Origin of the sequence: Arachidicoccus terrestris, assembly GCF_020042345.1 — a bacterium.
GTDB lineage: Bacteria > Bacteroidota > Bacteroidia > Chitinophagales > Chitinophagaceae > Arachidicoccus > Arachidicoccus terrestris.
Genome location: NZ_CP083387.1, coordinates 2,670,560 through 2,690,665, shown reverse-complemented (window position 1 = coordinate 2,690,665; position 20,106 = coordinate 2,670,560). Strand labels below are relative to the sequence as shown.

Annotated in this window: 17 protein-coding genes; 4 read left to right on the top strand and 13 right to left on the bottom strand. The window is 43.5% G+C overall.

The features are described from left to right. From K9M52_RS10435 to K9M52_RS10375, 13 genes are all read right to left on the bottom strand, one after another. Positions 1-831: an SCO family protein gene (locus tag K9M52_RS10435; protein WP_224068371.1), complete on the bottom strand. Its 831-nt coding sequence runs from the start codon at positions 829-831 to the stop codon at positions 1-3. A 188-nt stretch (positions 832-1,019) separates the two neighbouring features. Continuing rightward, complete coding sequence (locus tag K9M52_RS10430) at positions 1,020-1,523, bottom strand: cytochrome C oxidase subunit IV family protein (RefSeq protein WP_224068370.1); 504 nt, start codon at positions 1,521-1,523, stop codon at positions 1,020-1,022. Between the two features lie 34 nt (positions 1,524-1,557). Beyond that, positions 1,558-2,238, bottom strand: coding sequence for a cytochrome c oxidase subunit 3 (locus tag K9M52_RS10425; protein ID WP_224068369.1), 681 nt, complete (start codon positions 2,236-2,238; stop codon positions 1,558-1,560). 70 nt (positions 2,239-2,308) lie between these two features. Next, positions 2,309-2,884 carry a cytochrome c oxidase subunit 3 gene (locus tag K9M52_RS10420; RefSeq protein WP_224068368.1) on the bottom strand — a complete coding sequence of 192 codons (576 nt, stop codon included), beginning with the start codon at positions 2,882-2,884 and terminating at the stop codon, positions 2,309-2,311. Further along, positions 2,885-3,847 (bottom strand): heme o synthase, encoded by a 963-nt coding sequence (cyoE, locus tag K9M52_RS10415; RefSeq protein ID WP_224068367.1) that lies wholly within the window; start codon positions 3,845-3,847, stop codon positions 2,885-2,887. An 80-nt stretch (positions 3,848-3,927) separates the two neighbouring features. Next, on the bottom strand, positions 3,928-5,790 hold the full coding sequence (locus K9M52_RS10410; RefSeq protein WP_224068366.1) for a cytochrome c oxidase subunit I: 1,863 nt from the start codon (positions 5,788-5,790) through the stop codon (positions 3,928-3,930). A gap of 48 nt (positions 5,791-5,838) precedes the next feature. Then, positions 5,839-6,969 carry a cytochrome c oxidase subunit II gene (locus tag K9M52_RS10405; protein ID WP_224068365.1) on the bottom strand — a complete coding sequence of 377 codons (1,131 nt, stop codon included), beginning with the start codon at positions 6,967-6,969 and terminating at the stop codon, positions 5,839-5,841. 62 nt (positions 6,970-7,031) lie between these two features. Then, entirely contained in the window at positions 7,032-8,258 is a 1,227-nt protein-coding gene (locus K9M52_RS10400; protein WP_224068364.1) for a quinol:cytochrome C oxidoreductase, read from the bottom strand. Positions 8,259-8,341: 83 nt separating this feature from the next. After that, positions 8,342-9,016 (bottom strand): c-type cytochrome, encoded by a 675-nt coding sequence (locus tag K9M52_RS10395; RefSeq protein ID WP_224068363.1) that lies wholly within the window; start codon positions 9,014-9,016, stop codon positions 8,342-8,344. 73 nt (positions 9,017-9,089) lie between these two features. After that, positions 9,090-9,680, bottom strand: coding sequence for a DUF3341 domain-containing protein (locus K9M52_RS10390; protein WP_224068362.1), 591 nt, complete (start codon positions 9,678-9,680; stop codon positions 9,090-9,092). 93 nt (positions 9,681-9,773) lie between these two features. Next, positions 9,774-11,216, bottom strand: a complete 1,443-nt coding sequence (gene nrfD, locus K9M52_RS10385) for an NrfD/PsrC family molybdoenzyme membrane anchor subunit (RefSeq protein ID WP_224068361.1) — start codon at positions 11,214-11,216, stop codon at positions 9,774-9,776. Between the two features lie 43 nt (positions 11,217-11,259). Continuing rightward, positions 11,260-14,382 carry a TAT-variant-translocated molybdopterin oxidoreductase gene (locus K9M52_RS10380; protein ID WP_224068360.1) on the bottom strand — a complete coding sequence of 1,041 codons (3,123 nt, stop codon included), beginning with the start codon at positions 14,380-14,382 and terminating at the stop codon, positions 11,260-11,262. Positions 14,383-14,444: 62 nt separating this feature from the next. Further along, positions 14,445-15,704, bottom strand: coding sequence for a c-type cytochrome (locus K9M52_RS10375; RefSeq protein WP_224068359.1), 1,260 nt, complete (start codon positions 15,702-15,704; stop codon positions 14,445-14,447). Between the two features lie 269 nt (positions 15,705-15,973). Here K9M52_RS10375 and purN point away from each other — a divergent pair, with 269 nt between their 5' ends. From purN to K9M52_RS10355, 4 genes are all read left to right on the top strand, one after another. After that, positions 15,974-16,555: a phosphoribosylglycinamide formyltransferase gene (purN, locus tag K9M52_RS10370; RefSeq protein ID WP_262902400.1), complete on the top strand. Its 582-nt coding sequence runs from the start codon at positions 15,974-15,976 to the stop codon at positions 16,553-16,555. Between the two features lie 210 nt (positions 16,556-16,765). Next, positions 16,766-17,449: a tRNA (adenosine(37)-N6)-threonylcarbamoyltransferase complex dimerization subunit type 1 TsaB gene (tsaB, locus tag K9M52_RS10365; protein ID WP_224068357.1), complete on the top strand. Its 684-nt coding sequence runs from the start codon at positions 16,766-16,768 to the stop codon at positions 17,447-17,449. A gap of 121 nt (positions 17,450-17,570) precedes the next feature. Next, positions 17,571-17,912: an ArsR/SmtB family transcription factor gene (locus K9M52_RS10360; protein WP_224068356.1), complete on the top strand. Its 342-nt coding sequence runs from the start codon at positions 17,571-17,573 to the stop codon at positions 17,910-17,912. Between the two features lie 81 nt (positions 17,913-17,993). After that, complete coding sequence (locus tag K9M52_RS10355; protein WP_224068355.1) at positions 17,994-19,460, top strand: MBL fold metallo-hydrolase; 1,467 nt, start codon at positions 17,994-17,996, stop codon at positions 19,458-19,460. Positions 19,461-20,106 lie beyond the last annotated feature (646 nt).

Below are 20,106 nucleotides of genomic sequence, written 5' to 3'. Positions count from 1 at the left end.
CTAGCCGTTGGATGCGGGGGTTTTCTTCTTCTTGAGGATGCCATAGAAAATAAAAACCACTAATACAATCGCAATAAAAAATATAATGGCCATTTCTGTTGGATCGAACGGTAAAGGAGAGGGATGCTTGGTATCTTTTTCTACCATTAGCTTGCCAATATCTTCAGCCAGCCTGGGCAGGTCTCCCAACGTATCTAATCCGTTATAATATCCGCGAATGCCAAAATCCCGGTCAAGCAAAACAAAGCGGCCTGTATGGGCAAAATTGGGATCTATCGGCGTTTCATTATCATATTTGTCGACTTTAAGCTGGTGAAAAATAAAATCATAGATAGAATCCCGGTTACCCGTAAGGAACCACCAGTTATCGTGATTCACTCCATATTGGTCTGCGTAAGCTTTCAATTTACGCACGGAGTCTCTCAATGGATCAATGGAGAAAGATAGGAACTGTACATTGTTAACACCCAAAAGATCTCCTCTGGAATCTCCGCCCTTTTCAAAAGAACGCTGTAATCGGACCATATTCCTGGTCAAATAAGGGCAAATCGAACCGCAGCTTGTAAAAAAGAAGTCCGCTACGATCACCTTACCTCTTAAATCATATAAATGAACTGTATCGCCTAATTGATTCACCAGTTTGATATTTTGAACAGTATGCCAGATACTGTCCCTTTCCATTTTGCCATTGACTTCATGCGTGACTACACTATCTAAAATATAGTGTTTAGGCATGTGGATAGTCTTATTACTGGCGACCTTTAGGATAAAATAACCGGTAAGTGGAATAATAAGGGCAATAACAATACCCAGAAGTGCTTTTTTACTCATCGCTTACAGTTGATGTACTTAAATAGAACGGTCTATTAAAACCGGAACGGAGCAAAGGTCTGTCATTTAATGTTTAAAAAAGACAAAATATTGGTGAAAAAGCCTTTTATGAGGTATAGAACATAAAAACCATCTGCTATGCGTAACAGATGGTTTTTACGAATATTGTCTTGATGAAGAAGTCCTACTTAATGCGTACCCTTAGCAGAATCTGCTGTAGCGGCAGGGGCTTCCATATGATGCACCGCAGGGGTCTCATGACCTTCATGATGGCCTTCTTCCGGAAATTCCATGGGCAACTGGGCACGTTCCACGTGATATGGATCCATTCTGGCTCTTAAATCCTTATAAGACTGACCATCTCCCAGGAAGGCGCCGATAAACCAGATAAATAATAAAGACGGAATAGCGATCACCATAATCATGTTACGAACTTCATGACGCAAGTGCATAAAATAGCCAATGATATAAAAAGCTTTCCACAACATCAATGCCATTACGACACCTTTTACCAAATGTCTTTTGAGGCTTTCTTCCGGCCAGGGCATCATTAAAAACCCAAGCAAAAGCTCAACAACAGTCAGTATAGAAAGATATAAGGTAATCCTCCAGATCTCTCTTTTCACTTTCTTGGAATCAAACGCATGTGCATGTGTGTGTCCGCCGCTCTCTAATTGTTCTAAATTTGACATGTATAATGAATTTGTAGCAAATTAATCAATTGAATTAAACCAGATAAAAACAGGTAAATACAAACACCCAGACCAGATCTACAAAGTGCCAGTACAGGCCGGCCTTCTCGATCATCAGGTAGTGTCCACGCTGTTCAAACTTATTGCACAGGGTCATGATCAGCATAATGATGTTAATACATACCCCGGAGAATACATGAAAACCATGGAATCCGGTAATCGTGAAGAAGAAATTGGTGAAGTTCTGTGTAGACTGGGTTCCATTAGAGTTCGCAAATGGATTCGCGCCCCACCAGGCACCTTCATGATATAAATGTGTCCATTCCCAGGCCTGGCAGCCCAAAAATATAAATCCACCCACAATTGTCAGGATGAGATACTTGACAACATCCCTTTTGTTCATTTCCTTACCCGCCTGCACAGCAAGTACCATGGTAACTGAGCTGATGATCAGGATAAAAGTCATAAGACTCACGAATGCCAGGGGCGCAGTACCGCCGTATCCCGGAAACTTACTAAACGCAACGTTCGGGTCAGGCCAGCCAATAGTGGCGAATCTGGTCGTTCCATAAGAAATCAGTAAACCGCCAAAAGTAAAGGAGTCGCTCAGCAAAAAGAACCACATCATCAATTTGCCGTATTCCACTTTAAAGGGACTGCTGCCACCGCTCCATTTGCTCGGCTTCTCAGTATGTATTGCTGCTGTATGTGCCATAATAAAGAATAAAAATGATTTATTTTATTTTTTAATACTTCTTAATTTATCTTTTAATCTATCTAACTGTTTAAGTAAAACTAAAGAATAAAAACAGATAGATCCATAATATATCAACAAAGTGCCAGTAGATCGCTACGATCTCAATGGGCGTTTTATCATAACGCTTCACCTTCGTGCCATAGGCCCTGAAAAAGATGATCAATAATGCAATAATGCCACCGATAACATGCAGCGCATGTAGCCCGACAATGATCCCCAAAAACGAAGCGGAAGCGTTACTGCCGATACCAAAGATCTGAATGCCTCTTTCATGGAGCTGGGTAAACCCATACAATTGCAAAATTGCAAAAAGTAACCCGAGTACCGCCGTGACTGTAATCAGGGTCTTATATTTTTTCCGCTCATGCGCTTTAAAGTTCTTTAAAGCCAGATGCATCGTCAGAGAACTCACCAGTATCACGACCGTAGAAATCCAGAAGACAGAAGGCAGCCCGAATTCCATCCAGTTGCTAAAAGTCCTCTTTACAACGTAAGCACTTGTCAGACCTGCAAACATCATGACAATGCTTGCCATCCCGACCCACAGTAAAAACTTATGTGGATGCAACCTGCCTTTATTTTCAGAAATACCCACAGTTGTCATTTAAAAATTTTTGCTTACTGCCGAGAGTAATGCCAACAACACCACCGGCAAATAAATATAACTACTAAACATTACCCTTCTGGCAGATTTTACATCCATATTCACATATAGTCGCACACACTGGACGACCATAAACAAATTACAGAGTAGTACGATCAAAAAACTGATCTTCCCTGCCAACGTTCCGGCATCATTTAACGGGTGTCCGCCGCCCAGGGGAATAAAAGCCAGCATTCCAACCGGAACCATCAAGGCCGCATAGACCACAGCTTTCATAGCGGTACTTTTAGTAGGTCCTTTGTCAGAAGGCAATAATTTAAATCCGGCCTTAGTGTAATCACCGTGTGCCACCCAGGCAATTGCCCAAAAATGAGGAAACTGCCACAGGAATTGTATCAAAAACAACACCAGACCGCCGTACCAACTGTTATCACCGCCTGCTACAAAACCGGCTACCCATCCAATCAGGCAAGGAAAAGCGCCCGGAAACGCTCCTACCAGGACCGCAATGGAGTTTTTCTTCTTCAGCGGTGTATAGATATAAGCATACAAAAACATGCTGAAGGCAGAAAGCAAGGCGGATTGTGCATTAAAACAATACCACATCATGGCTACGCCTAATATTCCGGAGACATAAGCGAAGATCAAGGCATTTTGCTGACTGATCCTGCCGGCTGCCACCGGCCGGTTGGCGGTGCGCTTCATCAGGGCATCCGTATCTTTTTCAACGGCCTGATTGATGGCATTGGCGGCGCCCGTTACGAGCAACCCCGCTACAAAGAGCTCTATTATCTTTGCCACATTGGATACTAATGTATTCGGTGACAACAGATAACTGACCACACAGGAAAAAACCACTGTAAAACTCAATGTGAATTTAGTAAGCGTCATATAGTCTCTAATCAAGACTGACAACCTACCGGGAGTCACATTCGTATTTACATTCGAACTTTCCTGTTTCAAAAATCTTATTTTTTACCTGGAGTTCCTCTGCACGGGCCCTCCATGTTATTATTCATTTTCTTTTGACCTCCAACAGGCATTTATACCTGTTCGCCTTTCAGCTTTGCTTCTTCGATCATCTCTTCATCCATATATGCCGGATTATCTTCTTCTCCTACCGGAACTGTCTGCGGAATAAAGTCATGACCATCTTTGCTATAATCGTATGGCCAGCGATGCACTTCCGGAATTTCTCCGGGCCAGTTACCATGACCCACATTGATCGGCGTTGTCCATTCCAATGCGGTAGACTTCCACGGGTTCTTCACGGTCAACTTTCTACCCTTGAAAATAGAGTGGAAGAAATTAAACAGGAAGAGGAACTGAGCAGCAAAAGTGATAATAACACAGACACTGATAAACCTGTTCAACTCAACAAATTGCTTGAAGCTTTCCCAGCCACTATAATCATAATACCTTCTGGGCATACCGGCAAGACCTTCATAGTGCATAGGCCAGAAGATCAGATAAGCACCAACAAGCGTAATCCAAAAGTGTACATAACCTAAAGTGTTATTCATATGACGGCCAAACATCTTAGGGAACCAGTGATATACACCACAGAACATTCCGAAGAAAGCCGCAACACCCATTACCAGATGGAAATGCGCAATAATAAAATATGTATCATGGATATGGATATCGATAGCAGAGTTACCGGTATAGATACCCGTCAGACCACCGGAGATAAATACGCTGACAAAACCGATCGCAAAGAGCATACCTGGTGTAAAGCGCAGATTACCACGCCAAAGCGTTGTCAACCAGTTGAAGACCTTGATTGCCGAAGGTACCGCAATCAACAGGGTCAGTAATACGAATATCGATCCCAGGAACGGATTCAAACCCGTTACGAACATATGGTGTGCCCATACCAGGAAAGCCAGAATAACAATGGCAAACATGGACATGACCATGGCAGAGTATCCGAAGATCGGTTTACGGCCACTGGTAGACATCACCTCAGAAACGATACCCATTGCCGGCAGGATAACAATATATACTTCCGGATGTCCTAAGAACCAGAACAAATGTTGATAAAGAATTGCATTACCACCTTCATGGGACAAGGCACCTACGCCCTGAATATAGATATCAGACAGATAAAAACTGGTGCCGAAGTGGCGGTCGAAAATCAACAGGATAAAACCAGAGAACAAAACGGGGAAAGAAAGTACACCTAACACAGCCTGCAGGAATACACCCCAGGTACTTAACGGCATACGCATCATACTCATGCCTTTCGTGCGCATATTCAATACGGTAGAGATATAATTCAGGCCCGCTAGTAACTGCGATACAACAAACAGAATCAGCGACGCCAACCAAAGATCCATCCCCGTTTTCGATCCCGGCGAGGCGTCGCCTAAGGCGCTTAAAGGAGGATAGGCCGTCCAGCCCCCGGCAAATGGACCTGTTTCAACAAAGAAAGAGCAAAGCATGATCACACTGGCGGTAAAGAAAAACCAATAACTCAGCATGTTCATTAATGGCGATGCCATGTCTCTTGCCCCGATCTGTAGGGGAATGAGAAAATTCGCAAAGGTTCCGGAAAGTCCCCCGGTTAATACGAAGAAGATCATCACCGTACCGTGAATCGTTGTCAAAGAATAATACGCTTCAGGTGTAATACGGCCGTCTTTAGCCCAATGACCGATAACTGTCTCCAGCCAAGGAAATGAACTGTCCGGATACCCCAACTGCAGTCTGAATAAAACTGACATTAAACCGCCAATGATTGCCCAAATAATACCGGTAATCAAAAACTGTTTACCAATCGTCTTATGGTCCTGGCTGAAAATATATTTTGTAATAAAAGATTGCTTATGGTGATGCGCCTCTCCATGGTCACCTGCCACATGAAGAGCGGCAGCTCCCGCCTGTATTACAGCTTCGTTGTTCATGATTGTATCTTTAAAAATAATATCTTATATATCAATTCTAGTTCCTGTCTATTTGTTGAGCACCAATGCAGCGGTGTCCCTTGCCGCCTTAACCACTGCAGTTGCAGCTGCCGGTGCCGCCGTAGAATCTGCTGCCCCCCCGGCCGGCGCCTGATTGGCAGGGTCCTTTTCGGGGAAAGCACGTAAATAAGCCGGCTTCTGCTTGGCCATTATTACATCATATTCCTGCTGAGTAACCACCTGGATCACTGCACGCATAGAATAGTGACCATTCCCGCAAAGCTGGTCACAAGCCAACTCATAGGTATAATTCGGATTGCCGGTGATTTTCTTCATCTCCTCTGTCGTATACTTCGGTGTGAACCAAAGGCGTGTAGGCGTACCAGGAACAGCATCCATTTTCATTCTGAACTGTGGCAGGCCTACGTCATGAATCACATCCTGGGAATTGATCAGTAATTCTACCGGTTTACCTTTTACCAGATACATGGTGCCCGGAATAACGATATCATCAAAAGTAGCCGGATCTGCCTTCTGTTTCAATGCCGGATTATCCTTCCAGATCAGACCTAGTGTATTTGAATTCGCAGGGTCTATATCCCTGAAGTATTTCTTTCCAAAAACGCCATCTTCACCCGGATATCTAAAATCCCATCCAAACTGATGTCCTGTTACTTCTATCTGCATGGCATTCTTCGGCGCATCTCCCGTAAATAAGAACCAGCTGCGCAGGCCGTATACGATCAGGATCAGCAGCACAATGGTAGGAACAGAGGTCCAGATAATTTCCATCGTGTTATTATGCGGAAAATAGTAGGCTTTTTTGTTCTCTTTGTATTGATAACGAAATGCGAACCAGAAAAGCAGGATCTGCGTGACGACAAATACAATACCGGTCAAAATCAAGGTGATCCAAAACAGTTTATCCACCTGCTCTCCCTCGATACTGGCAGACCCTTCTACAAAAGTGGTTCTGGGGTAAAGTAATTTATTGCACCAGTAAACACCGATCAACCCCAAGACCAGGAATACGATCATCAACGCACCATTGACCTTGTTGCTTTGTTTAAAGGATTGCTCTTCGCCTTTCAGCACGGAAACGTACTCACTCGCTTTAGCGATCTGGAAGATCACTATCACAATCAAGAAGAAGGCGGCGACGGTAAAAAACATTGACATAATGTATATTGCTTAAAATATTTTTCTAAATCAGATTTTGACGTGCTTGCTATTATAAGGTTTTAGGTATGGTGAATGATACTTTCTTTCAGGAACGGATGGTATTTCGGTACCAACGGCCGTTTCGTAAGTGCCTTACCAACTGTATAGATCAATATACCAACAAAAAGCGCGGCGATGCCAAAATCCAACCATCCCAGTGTGATGTGATGTACAGAAATACTACCCATAATAATCTGGTAGAAATCCAGCCAATGGCCAAAAAGTAACAACACTGCCATAAAGGTCATCATTGTATAGTTACGTTTTGCAGGTCTGGACATCAGAATCAAAATCGGACATACAAAGTTAATAACTAAATTCAGGAAAAAGACACCCTTAAACTCGCCCTGAATACGTGTTTTAAAATAAATTGTCTCTTCAGGAATGTTCGCATACCATATCAGCATATACTGTGCGAACCAGATATAGGTCCAGAAAATAGAAAAGGCAAACAGGAATTTACCCAAATCATGCAGGTGTTCCTGATTGGTCAATTCCAGATAACCCTTATTTTTAAGATATATAACAAATAAGGTAATCAAGGCTAAACCACCTACAAAGCTACTCGCAAAAATATACCAGCTATACATTGTAGAGTACCAATGCGGATCCAGGCTCATCAGCCACATCCAAGGCGTTACACATCCGGCAGTTACGGCGAACCACGCCAAAAACAGTCCGGCATTAACCGTCTTGCGCCAGATAAAACGCTGCCCTTCCTGTGCACCGAGGTAGTGCGTATCAGCTTCGGCGGTCATCTTACGCATTCTGGCTCCCAGTAAAGCCCAAAGGCCGATAGAGGCCACTGTCCAGAGAATGTAGAAAGGCGCATTCAGGAATCCGTGTTTATGCGTCAAAATAGCGTCATGCTTAACAGCATCCACATCTGTCCAGTGATAAATATGAGATTTAGTCACCACTAAACCGATCAGCAAAACTCCGGCAATCAACCCGAACACAGGCATAGCAGCAGAAATGGCTTCCGATACTCTGCTGAAGGCAATCTGCCAGGCAGACATTCCCAGTGTCAGGGCACAGATAAAGAACATGGCGATATTGGTAATCAAAAGGAAAAATACCGCATTGTACATAATAGTACCCCAGAAGGTCGCACTTTTGTGTGGGTCACTGCTCATTCCCATGGTAAAAAAACCAATCAGAAAAGCAACAATTCCCACGCCCATCAGTCCATAGGACCAAGTCTTCATCTTAGCTGGAATTACAAATTGTGTTTTTATTGATGCCATCTTATATCGTATATAATGTTTAACTATATTATTTAAAGCTAAGCTTTATTTTAATGAACCTTTATCTACTATCACTCCTTTTATTAATTAGCTGCCAAAGCTGTTGTATCTGCTACATCTGCCGGATCCACCGGTATGCCTTTGGCCTGGTGTTGCCGGGCTTTAATATAATGTACCAGCTGCCAACGTTGCTTGCGACTCAACTGAGAAGCATAGCTCCCCATCATCCCCTTACCGTATTCAATAGAATAGAACATCTGGCCTTCAGGCATATTCATAACGATCGGATCACCAAGTAGGTTCTTAGGAGCCGCGGCAAATGGACCATTACCGTCATTATACAGCGGACCGTTGCCATCCATTTTAGCACCATGACAGATACCACAGTTAATCAGATACAAACGGTGAATCTCTGTTGTCTGTTCAGCAGTCAAAGGACCTTCAGGATTAACCAGTGCTTTTGAAGCCACGTAATTCGTCGTATCACCGGCAGCATCTTTTGCCAGAGGGAAAGGCAAATCCTCTCCTGCTGCAATGGTACCGGCTACAGGCTGGTTATTGTAGAATATTTTACGCCCTGCTTCTGCCTTATCAGTTGTAAACTGGGCAGAATCCCTCTGGGCATATGTTTCATAGGCCCGGCTGTAGAACATATCCGGCATATAAACATGACCCGGATCGCGTCTTACCTCATTACCACAACTTACCAAGGTTGCCCCGCTAATCAAAATAAGTGCTATGACAGATAATTTTTTCATCCTCATATTTGATTTCTGTATAAAAAGCCGAATCGTAACGGCTAGAATTTAAAATTTATTTGCTATATCCAGCTTATAATACTTCTACTGCATTCTCATTGATGATCTGCTGCTCTTTGTCAAAGCGGCCCCACCACCAGCCCGCTTCAGCGTCCTGGATCTCAACACCTACCGTTCCTTTATCATCAAAAAATCTTTCCAATTCCGCAACATCTGTCCCGGGAGTGCACTCTACAGCGAGTACAAAAATGTCATCCGTCTGCCTGGGGTGGAAAATGTGTTTCTTTACAAATGGAGCTAACTGACATAACCAGCAAAATGTATACACCATCCCTACCGCTGCGAAAAGCACCGTCAATTCGAAAGTGATCGGAATAAATGCCGGCAACGCAAAATGCGGTTTACCGTCATAAATCTGAGGCCAGTCAGACACGAAGATCCATGTCATACAGCCAAGGGCTGTACAGGTTCCCAGAATACCATAAATAAATCCAGCGGTATGCAAACTGGTCTCCCTGAGCCCCATTACATGGTCAAGACCATGCATCGGAAAGGGTGTGTACACGTCGTGAATCTTGTATCCGGCCTTGCGGGTTTTTTCCACCGCAGGGAACAGATTTGCTTCATCATCAAAACTCGCTACAACAAATTTCTTTTTTGCCATTGTATTTTTCAATTAAGCGTCATAAAACTATACGCTATGAATGAAATCATTTTTTATTATACTATATACTACACTTTACGTCCCCAGAACCAATTAGTGCGCATACTCATGTGCAAATACTTCAGGTTCTTTTGATTCAACAGGTGACACAGCCCATTTATGGTTGTCGCCCGATGTCTTCGCAATACTCTTGATCTCCGCAATGGCGATAACCGGGAAATACTTGGAGAATAGGAAGAAACAGGTAAAGAATAGACCAAACGTACCAATATAAAAGCCCATTTCCCAAATAGTCGGGTGATAGTATACCGTCCATGCAGAAGGAACATAGTCTCTGTAAATAGAAGTAACGATGATTACAAAACGCTCAAACCACATACCGATATTTACGATGATACTCATAAAGAATGTTACAAACAGGTTACGTCTCATTTTACGGAACCAGAAGATTTGCGGACTGAGAACGTTAAAGGCAATCATACCCCAGTAGCTCCATCCCAGGGGGCTAAATAAATCGGCACGGCTATAGAAGAAAGCATAGGCCTCATAGCGGTTACCGCTATACCAGGCGATAAAAAGTTCAGACAGGTAAGCTACACCAACAATGGAACCCGTCAGTACAATTACTTTGTTCATCGCCTCGATGTGACCAATAGTAATATATTGCTGTAGATTCATCATTTTACGGACAATGAGCAGCAGTGAGTTTACCATGGCAAACCCGGAGAACACCGCACCAGCTACAAAATACGGCGGGAAGATCGTTGTATGCCAACCTGGGATGACTGAAGTGGCAAAGTCAAAGGATACAATCGTGTGTACCGAAAGTACCAGCGGGGTTGCAAGACCTGCCAAGACTAAGGACAAGGCTTCATGCCGCTGCCAGTGTTTGGTGGAACCCGTCCATCCAAAAGAGGCAATACCATATAATAATTTTCTAAGTTTAGTTTTCGCACGGTCGCGAACCGTTGCAAAATCAGGCAACAGACCTGTATACCAGAATAATACAGAAACCGTGAAATACGTAGAGATCGCAAATACGTCCCACAGCAAAGGAGAATCGAAATTAGGCCATAAAGGACCACGTGTGTTCGGATAAGGCATTACGAAGAAACCATCCCATACACGACCCATGTGGAAGATCGGGAACTGACCGGCACACATTACGGCGAAGATCGTCATCGCTTCAGCAGCACGGTTCACCCCTGTACGCCACCCCTGACGGAACAGCAACAGGATTGCAGAAATCAATGTACCGGCATGACCAATACCTACCCACCATACGAAGTTGGTGATATCCCATCCCCAACCCACGGTCTTATTCAGATTCCACTGACCGATACCGTATACCACTTCGGTATAGACACTGATCACACCAAAAAGCAAAAGACAGAGGGAAATAAAAAACCCGATGTACCACAATTTGCCTGGTTTCACTTCAATGGGTGCAACAAGATCTTCCGTAATCTGATGATACGATTTGCTGCCCTTCACCAAGGGTTCTCTGAGTTCTGATTCGTATTTAAATAATGACATTCGGTTTCGTTTATAACCAATAAATAATTATTATTAAATCCTATTAAGCCGTCGGAGTTTCTATCTCTTTCACATCTGTATTACGCACTTTCGCAAAATAGTTCACATTTGGCATAGTGTGTAATTGTTCCAGAGAATGGAATAATCTCAGCGGATTTTCTCTTCTCACTTTAGAGATAGCACTGTCTTTGTCATTTACGTTACCAAAGACGATACAATCGCTTGCACATGCCTGCTGACAGGCAGTTTTCACATCCCACTCATTATTCGCACCGGATTTTAATGGTCTGCTTTCTTTCTTCGCTTTGAGCTTACCGTCCTGTAAACGCTGCACACAGAAAGAACATTTTTCCATTACACCACGGGAGCGGACAGTCACATCCGGATTTAATACCATTCTGGACAGTTCATCCATTCTATCGTGAACAGTTGCATCCAATTTACCGACGGTAGTCTGATCCTGGTTGTTAGGGAATGAATCCGCACCGGTATAGTCAGCCCAGTTGAAGCGGCGTACTTTGTATGGACAGTTATTAGCGCAATAACGCGTACCGATACAACGGTTATATGCCATCTGGTTCAATCCTTCAGTACTGTGATTGGTCGCATTGACCGGACATACGTTTTCACAAGGTGCATTGTCACAGTGTTGACAAAGCATCGGTTGGAACACAACGTTCGGATTATCAACATCTCCGGTATAATAACGGTCAATACGGAGCCAGTGCATATCATGGAAGCGGGCCACCTCGTCTTTACCGACGATCGGCACATTGTTCTCAATATTACAGGCGACTACGCACGCACCACAACCGTTACAGGCATTCATATCCACGCTCATGGCCCAGTGGATCCCTGGTTTATCATAATATGGATAGATTGTACCTTGTGTTTCAAAGTTCTCAACACCGCCATAAGGCTTGAGCTCTTCTTCTCGGTCTCTTAATATCTCTTTCGGATCCTCCTGGAACTCAGGAAGATTCAATACTTTCAACACTTCGGTACGTTTACCGCCGATAACGGAATCGTAGCGATCGTGTACCTGAATCTGCGCAACTTTAGACTTCTTCCCCGTCTTCTCGATTTTTACATCATACTGTTCAAAAAGAACAGTTCCGTTTACCAGTTGAGCCAGTGGGTAGGCATTCTTACCATAACCATCCGCAGCTTTACCCACCTTGCCGGTACGGCCATAACCAACAGCGATACCAACGGTATTTGGATGCGTTCCGGGAATCACCAGAATAGGTAATTCAAGAGAAGCTCCACCGACAGTTACTTTTACTACCGGCTTTTCAGGATATACTTCGTATTCATCGGCACGGCCTTCGCTGTAGATATCAATACCCAACAATTCTTTAGCCATTGCCGGGGAGATCATTACATAGTTGTCCCAGGTTGCTCTGGAGATCGGGTCAGGCATTTCCTGCAGGAAGGGGTTAGAGGCACCCTGACCTTCTCCGATAGAGATCTTCTGATAAAGAACCAATTCGTACTTACCGGCCTTTTTCTTGCTGCTAACAGCAGCAAGTGCAGGCTGAACGGCAGCGCTATTGAAGGCAGCTGCGGCGGCAGCAGTCGGCGCCGGGTTAATAACACCACTCTGAATAGTTTTCAGCCACATGGTTTCACCACCACCCAACTTGGTCATCCAGTAATTTTTCAGGAAAGTCTCATAATCAGAAGGCTCTCCCGCCCACTTCAACAGGCTGTCCTGCCATTGACGGGTCTTAAATAATGGATTGATTGTAGGCTGAATAAAGCTAAAATGACCGGTTCTTGGTTCTGCATCACCCCAGCTTTCCAGGAAATGATGGCTGGGAACGACATATTTACAAAGCTGTGTTGTTTCATCAGCTTTCTCGTTTAAGGAAATCGTTGTCCGAACTTTTTTCAATGCGGCTGCAAAATCATCGCTTTTCTGCCAGCTATAGGCCGGATTAGCACCATATACGATAAGCGTAGATACATTGCCGGCTTTCATATCATTTAGCAGCTGAACGAACTCACTGTCGGTACCCTGACGGGTATTGTTCAGAACACTCCAGTCAATGGTAGTGCCGTTCGCGCCCAATGCCTCATTGATGGCATTGATAACGATCTGGACATTTTTGTCAGCGCTACCCGAAACGACCAGTGCGGCGCCTTTATTGGCAATCAGGTCTTTTGCAACCTTTTCAACACCTGCTTTTAATTTAGCATCCTGGATGCCGCTCACACCTCCGCCATTGACAGCACTCAGTAAGGCTGCTGCGACCAGCCCCATTTCAGAAGGCCTGGTCTGGAAGCGCTCATCAGCACTGGCACCCGTAGGTGTCAGAATACCTTCAAACTGATAGTGCTTGCTCATCGTCGGCTTCTTCTCATCGATCTTGCGACCTACTGCATATTGCTTGGAGAACTGAACCGGCGCGATCCAGGTACCCAGAAAATCGGCACCGAGACCCACAATGACTTTCGCATTATCAAAGTGATAGGTCGGAATCGCCTTTTTTCCATAGCTGGCATCATTGGCTTCCAACAATCCGCTATAGGAAACACTATTATAAGTTACATGGCGGCTACCAGGGAACTTGGCGATAAATTTATTAATAACTTCCAGGCTGCTGGGCGATGTCACCGGTGTGGTCAGGATAACTGCTGGCCCATTCAGATTACCGCTGATCGCTTTATCAATAGCCTCAAAAGTAACTTCTTTACCTTCCCCAATGGTTGGGTAACGCAGTCGTGCGGTGTTGTATAATTCGATGACGGATGCCTGTAAACGGGCAGAGGTGCCGCCATTTGTCACAGCACTCAGCTCATTTCCTTCCAATTTAATAGGACGGCCATCCCGTACTTTAGCCAATACACTAATGGCATCTCCGTCTTCTACATAGGTGGTAGCATAGTAATTGGCTACGCCCGGTACAATATCCTCAGGTTTGTTGGCAAATGGAATGACCTTACGAACAGGTGTTTCGCAACTGGCAGCCAGCGCAGCTGCAGCAGTGGAAAAACCTAAATATTTTAAAAAATCTCTTCTGGGCGTTGGCGCGCTTAAAAACCCGCCATCTACTTCTTCAAAAGGAAGTAGATCTTCGGGGAATTCGTTTTTGTTTGCGTCCTGAAATGCCTTTGTATTTCCACGCTCACCAAAACTTTGCCAGTGTTTTTTGTTCGCCATTTATCGAAATTTGAAAAATTTAAAAAGTATATTGATTGAAATCCGGTATAAATCGGCTAAGATTAATAGTGACATTTCTGGCACTCAGTACCGCCGATCATTTCCACTGTAATGCCTTTGGCAGAATCAATGGTTCCGTTCTTCAATCCTTCATGATATTTTTGATAGATGCTATAGAATCCGTTGTCTTTAAATTGTACATTAGTTGTGCGGTGACAGTTAATACACCAGCCCATGGTCAGCGGAGCGAATTGTTTGACTTCGTCCATTTTTGTGATATCGCCATGGCAAGTCTGACATTGTACTTTACCAACCATAACGTGCTGAGAGTGATTAAAATATACATGGTCAGGCAGCTCGTGGATACGAACCCATTCAATGGGTTTGGCTTTAGAAGCATCCCATGGCTGTCCCTGGACATAGCCGGCATATTTATACAATTTCTGAATTTCTGCAGAACCGTCAACTTCTTCACCTTCAGCCGTAAAGAGCTTAGGACCTGTATACTCTGTAATAGCCATATGACAGTTCATACAAACATTAACTGAAGGAATTGTTGCATGTCTGCTATATTGTGCATTGGTGTGACAATACAGACAGTTGATCTGATTGATACCCGCATGCACTTTGTGTGAATAGAATATCGGCTGTTTAGGTTCATAGTTTTGAGAATGCCCCAGACCGATCGCACCACTGGCCAGCCAGTATCCGATATAGATGAAGATCAGGATAGCAACAACCGCAATGAACTTCTTATTTCTGTAGAAAGGAATAGGTCCCAGTACCGGATGTCCTTCTTTTTTATTGGACATTCTCTTCAGACTGCTGTTAACCTGTAACAGGATAATTGCGACGATGGCAAGAACACCCGTTAGTACTACATATAATAAGGTATTATCAGATTGTTCGCCGGATGTCTGTGTAGCGGCTCCTGCTGCCGGTGCTGCTGTTTTTTTTGCTTCCTCTACTTTTACATAGTCCAGGATCGCATTTACGTCATCGTCGGACAGTAGCCCCTCAAAATGAGTCATCGGGGTCTTGTTCCATTTTTCGAACAGCGTGTTCGCATATTTGTCGCCAGAGGACAATACTTTAGAACTATTATGTACCCAGGCAATAATGTGCGCGCGATCTGGCCAACGGCTTTCAACACCTGCCAGTGCGGGCCCGGTCATATCTTTATGAACACTGTGACAGGAAGCACAATTTGCTGTAAATAAAGCTTTGCCATCCTGCGCTTTTGCATCCTGCGCGAACGACAACAAAAAGATTAAACTAACAATTAAACCAACCTTCGCGGTTACTTTTCTTAAGTGGATCATATTCACAATTCAGTTGTTGGAATGTGGAGAAATATCCCTGACAGCCGCAAAAATATGACACGAAATTGACAAAAGAACATCCGGTCATTAATTTTTTAAATAAACCGGATCTTTAAATCAGCTATAACTCAATACTACTAATGGTTACAGAAGTTATTACATCATATATTTTTTTTTAGTTTCCCCTATGGTAGCCATTAATTTTAAACAATTTACTCTCGGTTTTCAACTTATTGACAGACCTTTGTCATATGCATAAAAAAATAAACATGGCAATTTTTGCATCTGGGGCTGGCTCCAATGCAGAAAAGATAATGGAGCACTTTGAAAATCATTCAAACATTACAGTTAAGTTAGTGTTATCCAGTAAAAATAGCGCCGGCGTTTTAGATAAAGCCAGCAAATTTGACATCGAAACCTTAGTTATTAACAGGGCTGCATTTTTTGATACGGATACATATATAAAGGAGCTACAAAAAAGGAATATTAATATCATTATACTAGCGGGTTTCCTATGGAAAGTCCCAAGTAACCTTGTGACAGCTTTTCAAAATAGGATCATTAATATACATCCGGCGCTCTTGCCGAAATATGGAGGAAAAGGCATGTATGGTGATTTTGTACATCAGGCAGTAATTGCTGCCGGAGAAAAAGAATCAGGCATTACCATTCACCTGGTCGATGAAGCCTATGACCACGGAAAACATCTGTTCCAGACCACATGTCCGGTACTACCGGGTGATACTGCAGCTGAACTGGCCGGTAAGATCCACGTTTTAGAGCACCGGCATTTTCCTGAGGTTATTGAAACATATATTGAACAACATCCCAACCTCTTTACAGAGGAATAAGTAGTCCTTTTACCAGATGAACTGGATGATTCTATAATGAAATTGGCCCTCTATCTTGGAATAGAAGGCCAAAGAAACCAAATCATCTCATCATTAAACAAAAAGACTATGTCGTTTATCTATAGGCAAGGTAGATATAGTTTTTATACTAACAAATATTTGTTTTATAATTTTAATTTTATTTAACATATAATTTAATTTTAGAATATAATGGCACTATTGCTACACATCGATTGCGCAGCGGGGGAAGCCTGCGTAAGTCTGGGTGAATCTGATAACATTCTCGCAGAAATAACGCATATGGAACAGAAGTCCCATGCATCTTTTTTACAATCAGCCATAAATATCATATTAGAAAAAACCGGCAAGCAATTATCTAATATTGATGCAGTATCAGTGAGTGCCGGGCCTGGCTCCTATACTGGGCTTCGGGTCGGACTCTCCTCTGCCAAAGGAATTTGCTATACATTAAATAAACCACTGATACTTTTAAACACCCTTGAAATCATGGCAGAAAAAGTCATCCTTGAGCAGGAAGATCCAGGTAGAATACTCCTTGCTCCGATGATCGATGCCCGTCGCATGGAAGTCTTTACGGCTTTATATGACGACCATTTAAATATACTCCTGGCTCCCGGCGCTTATCTGCTCGATGGCAAGGGTTTTGTGCGACCCTTTGCAAACCAGGTAAAAAAGGTTTGTTTCTTTGGTTCCGGTATGAATAAATGGAAAGAGATCTGTCCGAATGGCAATTTTGACTTTATGGACCTACCCGCAGGCAGTGCTGCACAGAACAAAATTGCCCAGTCATATTTTGTGCAAAAACGTTTTGCGGATATAGCCTATAGCGAGCCTTTATACTTTAAATCTTTTTATACAACAGCTAAGATTTAGCACCGGAATTGATATGTTAAAAATTTGTCATTTTAAATATATATATACAAGGAAAACAACAAATATTGTATAACTTTATACATTAATTTATAACCGATTATTAAAAATATCTATTTATAATATGAGCAACGCAGCGCAAACCATCATTATCAAGGATCCAAAAAGTCAAGAAGAAATCACTATAGATTTCCTGAGAATGAAAAAGGCCGCGTTAATCCTACGCGCAATCAATCATAAACTCCGGTTACAGATCATTAAACTTATTCAGGAAAATGAAAAGATTACGGTAACAGAGATTTATGTCAAATTGAGGTTAGAACAATCTGTCGTTTCTCAGCATCTAGCTATCCTAAGAAGAGCCGCTTTGGTCACTACCCAAAGAGATGGTAAGTTTATCTATTATACGATCAATTATAACAGGATGCAGGAATTGGTGACCTTTGTTGATGAATTGCTAAAGTAGTTTATCAGCAGGGAATTCTATTTGTCTTAACGTACTGTCCTTAAAGTCGTGTTGTACCTTTGTGCAGCACAAATTTCGTTTATGTATATTCAACAGTTATATACGGGTTGTCTGAGTGAAGCTGCTTATTACATCGAGAGCGATGGTGAGGCAGCCATTATTGACCCGATGCGTGATACCCAGGCTTATATTGAGCTGGCCGGAGAAAGAAAGGCTTCCATCAAGTATATTTTTGAGACGCATTTTCATGCAGACTTTATCAGTGGCCATCTGGACCTGCATAAAGCAACAGGTGCCCCCATCGTCTACGGCCCCGAGACCAAGGCAGGGTTTGATGTGGAAGTCGCCAGTGATCATCAGATCTTCCCTTTGGGAAAATGTATGATCGAAGTCTTGCATACACCGGGGCACACGCTTGAAAGCACCTGTTATCTGCTTCGCGACGAAAAGGATCAGCCGCATGCAGTCTTTACAGGCGATACTTTGTTTGTAGGAGATGTCGGCCGGCCGGACCTGGCACAAAAGGGAGACGAACTTACCAAAGAGGATCTGGCAGGTATGTTATACGAAAGCCTTCAGTCAAAGATCGTTCCGTTACCCGAAGATGTCCTGGTGTATCCGGCACATGGTGCCGGCAGCAGCTGCGGCAAGAATCTCGGTACGACCACTTACAGCACGATCGGGGACCAGAAAAAGACCAACTACGCATTGCAAGCCACCAGTAAATCTGCCTTTATCAAGGCGGTCACGGCAGATTTGCCCGAACCGCCCAGCTATTTTCCGATCAATGCGGCGATGAACAAAAAAGGCTATGAGGAGCTGGACGCCGTCCTGGAAAAAGCCATGCAGCCATTAGCACCGAAAGCCTTTCAGGAGGCGGGAAAACAAGAGGGTATCTGGATCATAGATACCCGGGATAAAGAAATTTTTACACAGGGCTTTGTTCCAGGTTCCATCTTCATCGGCCTGAACGGCCGGTTTGCGGAATGGGCAGGAAGCCTGATTCCCTTTGATAAACAGCTATTGGTGATTACAGAACCAGGGATGGAAAAAGAAGCGATGACCCGGCTGGCCAGGGTAGGATTTGATAAAATGATCGGCTACTTGGAGGGTGGTTTTAACGCATGGCTAAAAGCGGGGCTCCCTGTCGATATGATTATCGACGTAGAAAGCGACGAACTGGCCATGGACCTGCCTTTTGATCAGCAATTATTAGTATTGGATGTCCGGAAGGAAAGCGAATTTGACGCAGGGCATGTCGCCGACGCCGTCAATATTCCACTCCCCCAGTTGCTCAATCCGCTTAGGGTAGCCGCTATTGAGGATACGGATAACATTTACATCCATTGCCAAAGCGGCTATCGCAGTGTGATCGGCGCTTCCATTCTAAAAAAACAGGGGTTTCATAATCTCCGCAATATATTGGGTGGCTGGAAAGCGATCGAGCAAGAATCGAAAATACCGGTTGCTGTTACCGTGACTGAGGAGCAACTTAAGGAAGCAGAAGACGCCCAGGCTGCGAAAAGAGACAACAACGCAGCAAAGTAAAGCTGCACTTCCAAATAAGCATACCCGAATGCTATGAATGGACTGAGGCTAGCCTTGTTATTAAGGCTAGCCTCAGTCCATTTTATCTTTCATCCATCGTCATTCGGTCCGGAAAAGAACTCCGTATATCATTATTGCGGGGATATTGTGGATCAAAAACTCAGGTGAATATCGCTAATACGGCAGTCTTTCGCATTTGATCTAAGGTAATAAAGCTTGTCATGCAATAATCTTATCTACCAAGACAGTGCTTTAGACGCCCCAATAGGGACTATTTCTTTGCGTTCTAAACATTCCCCAAGACACTTATCCGGCCTTTAAAAAAGGGATATTTTTCCCACCTATTCTAAAAGCTCCGTCATCACTGCATTACAGCGGTGCAAAATATGTCTAAAATCCCGGATAAATACTTTGGCCGACTCCATATATTTTCCCGGTTTTGCACTAATGGTTCAGAAGTTATTACCCTGGAAAAACAGGGACCTGGCCAGTATCAATCAAAGTAGAAAACGTAAAATATATTGTAGGCAGAATTCCTGTTCTACAATACATATGCTAAGCCATGAAAAGATCATACTTAAAAGCATATAAATTCAGGACCTAGCCTGCAAAAAGGTAAATAAAAGGGAGAGAGGTCACCGTTAGA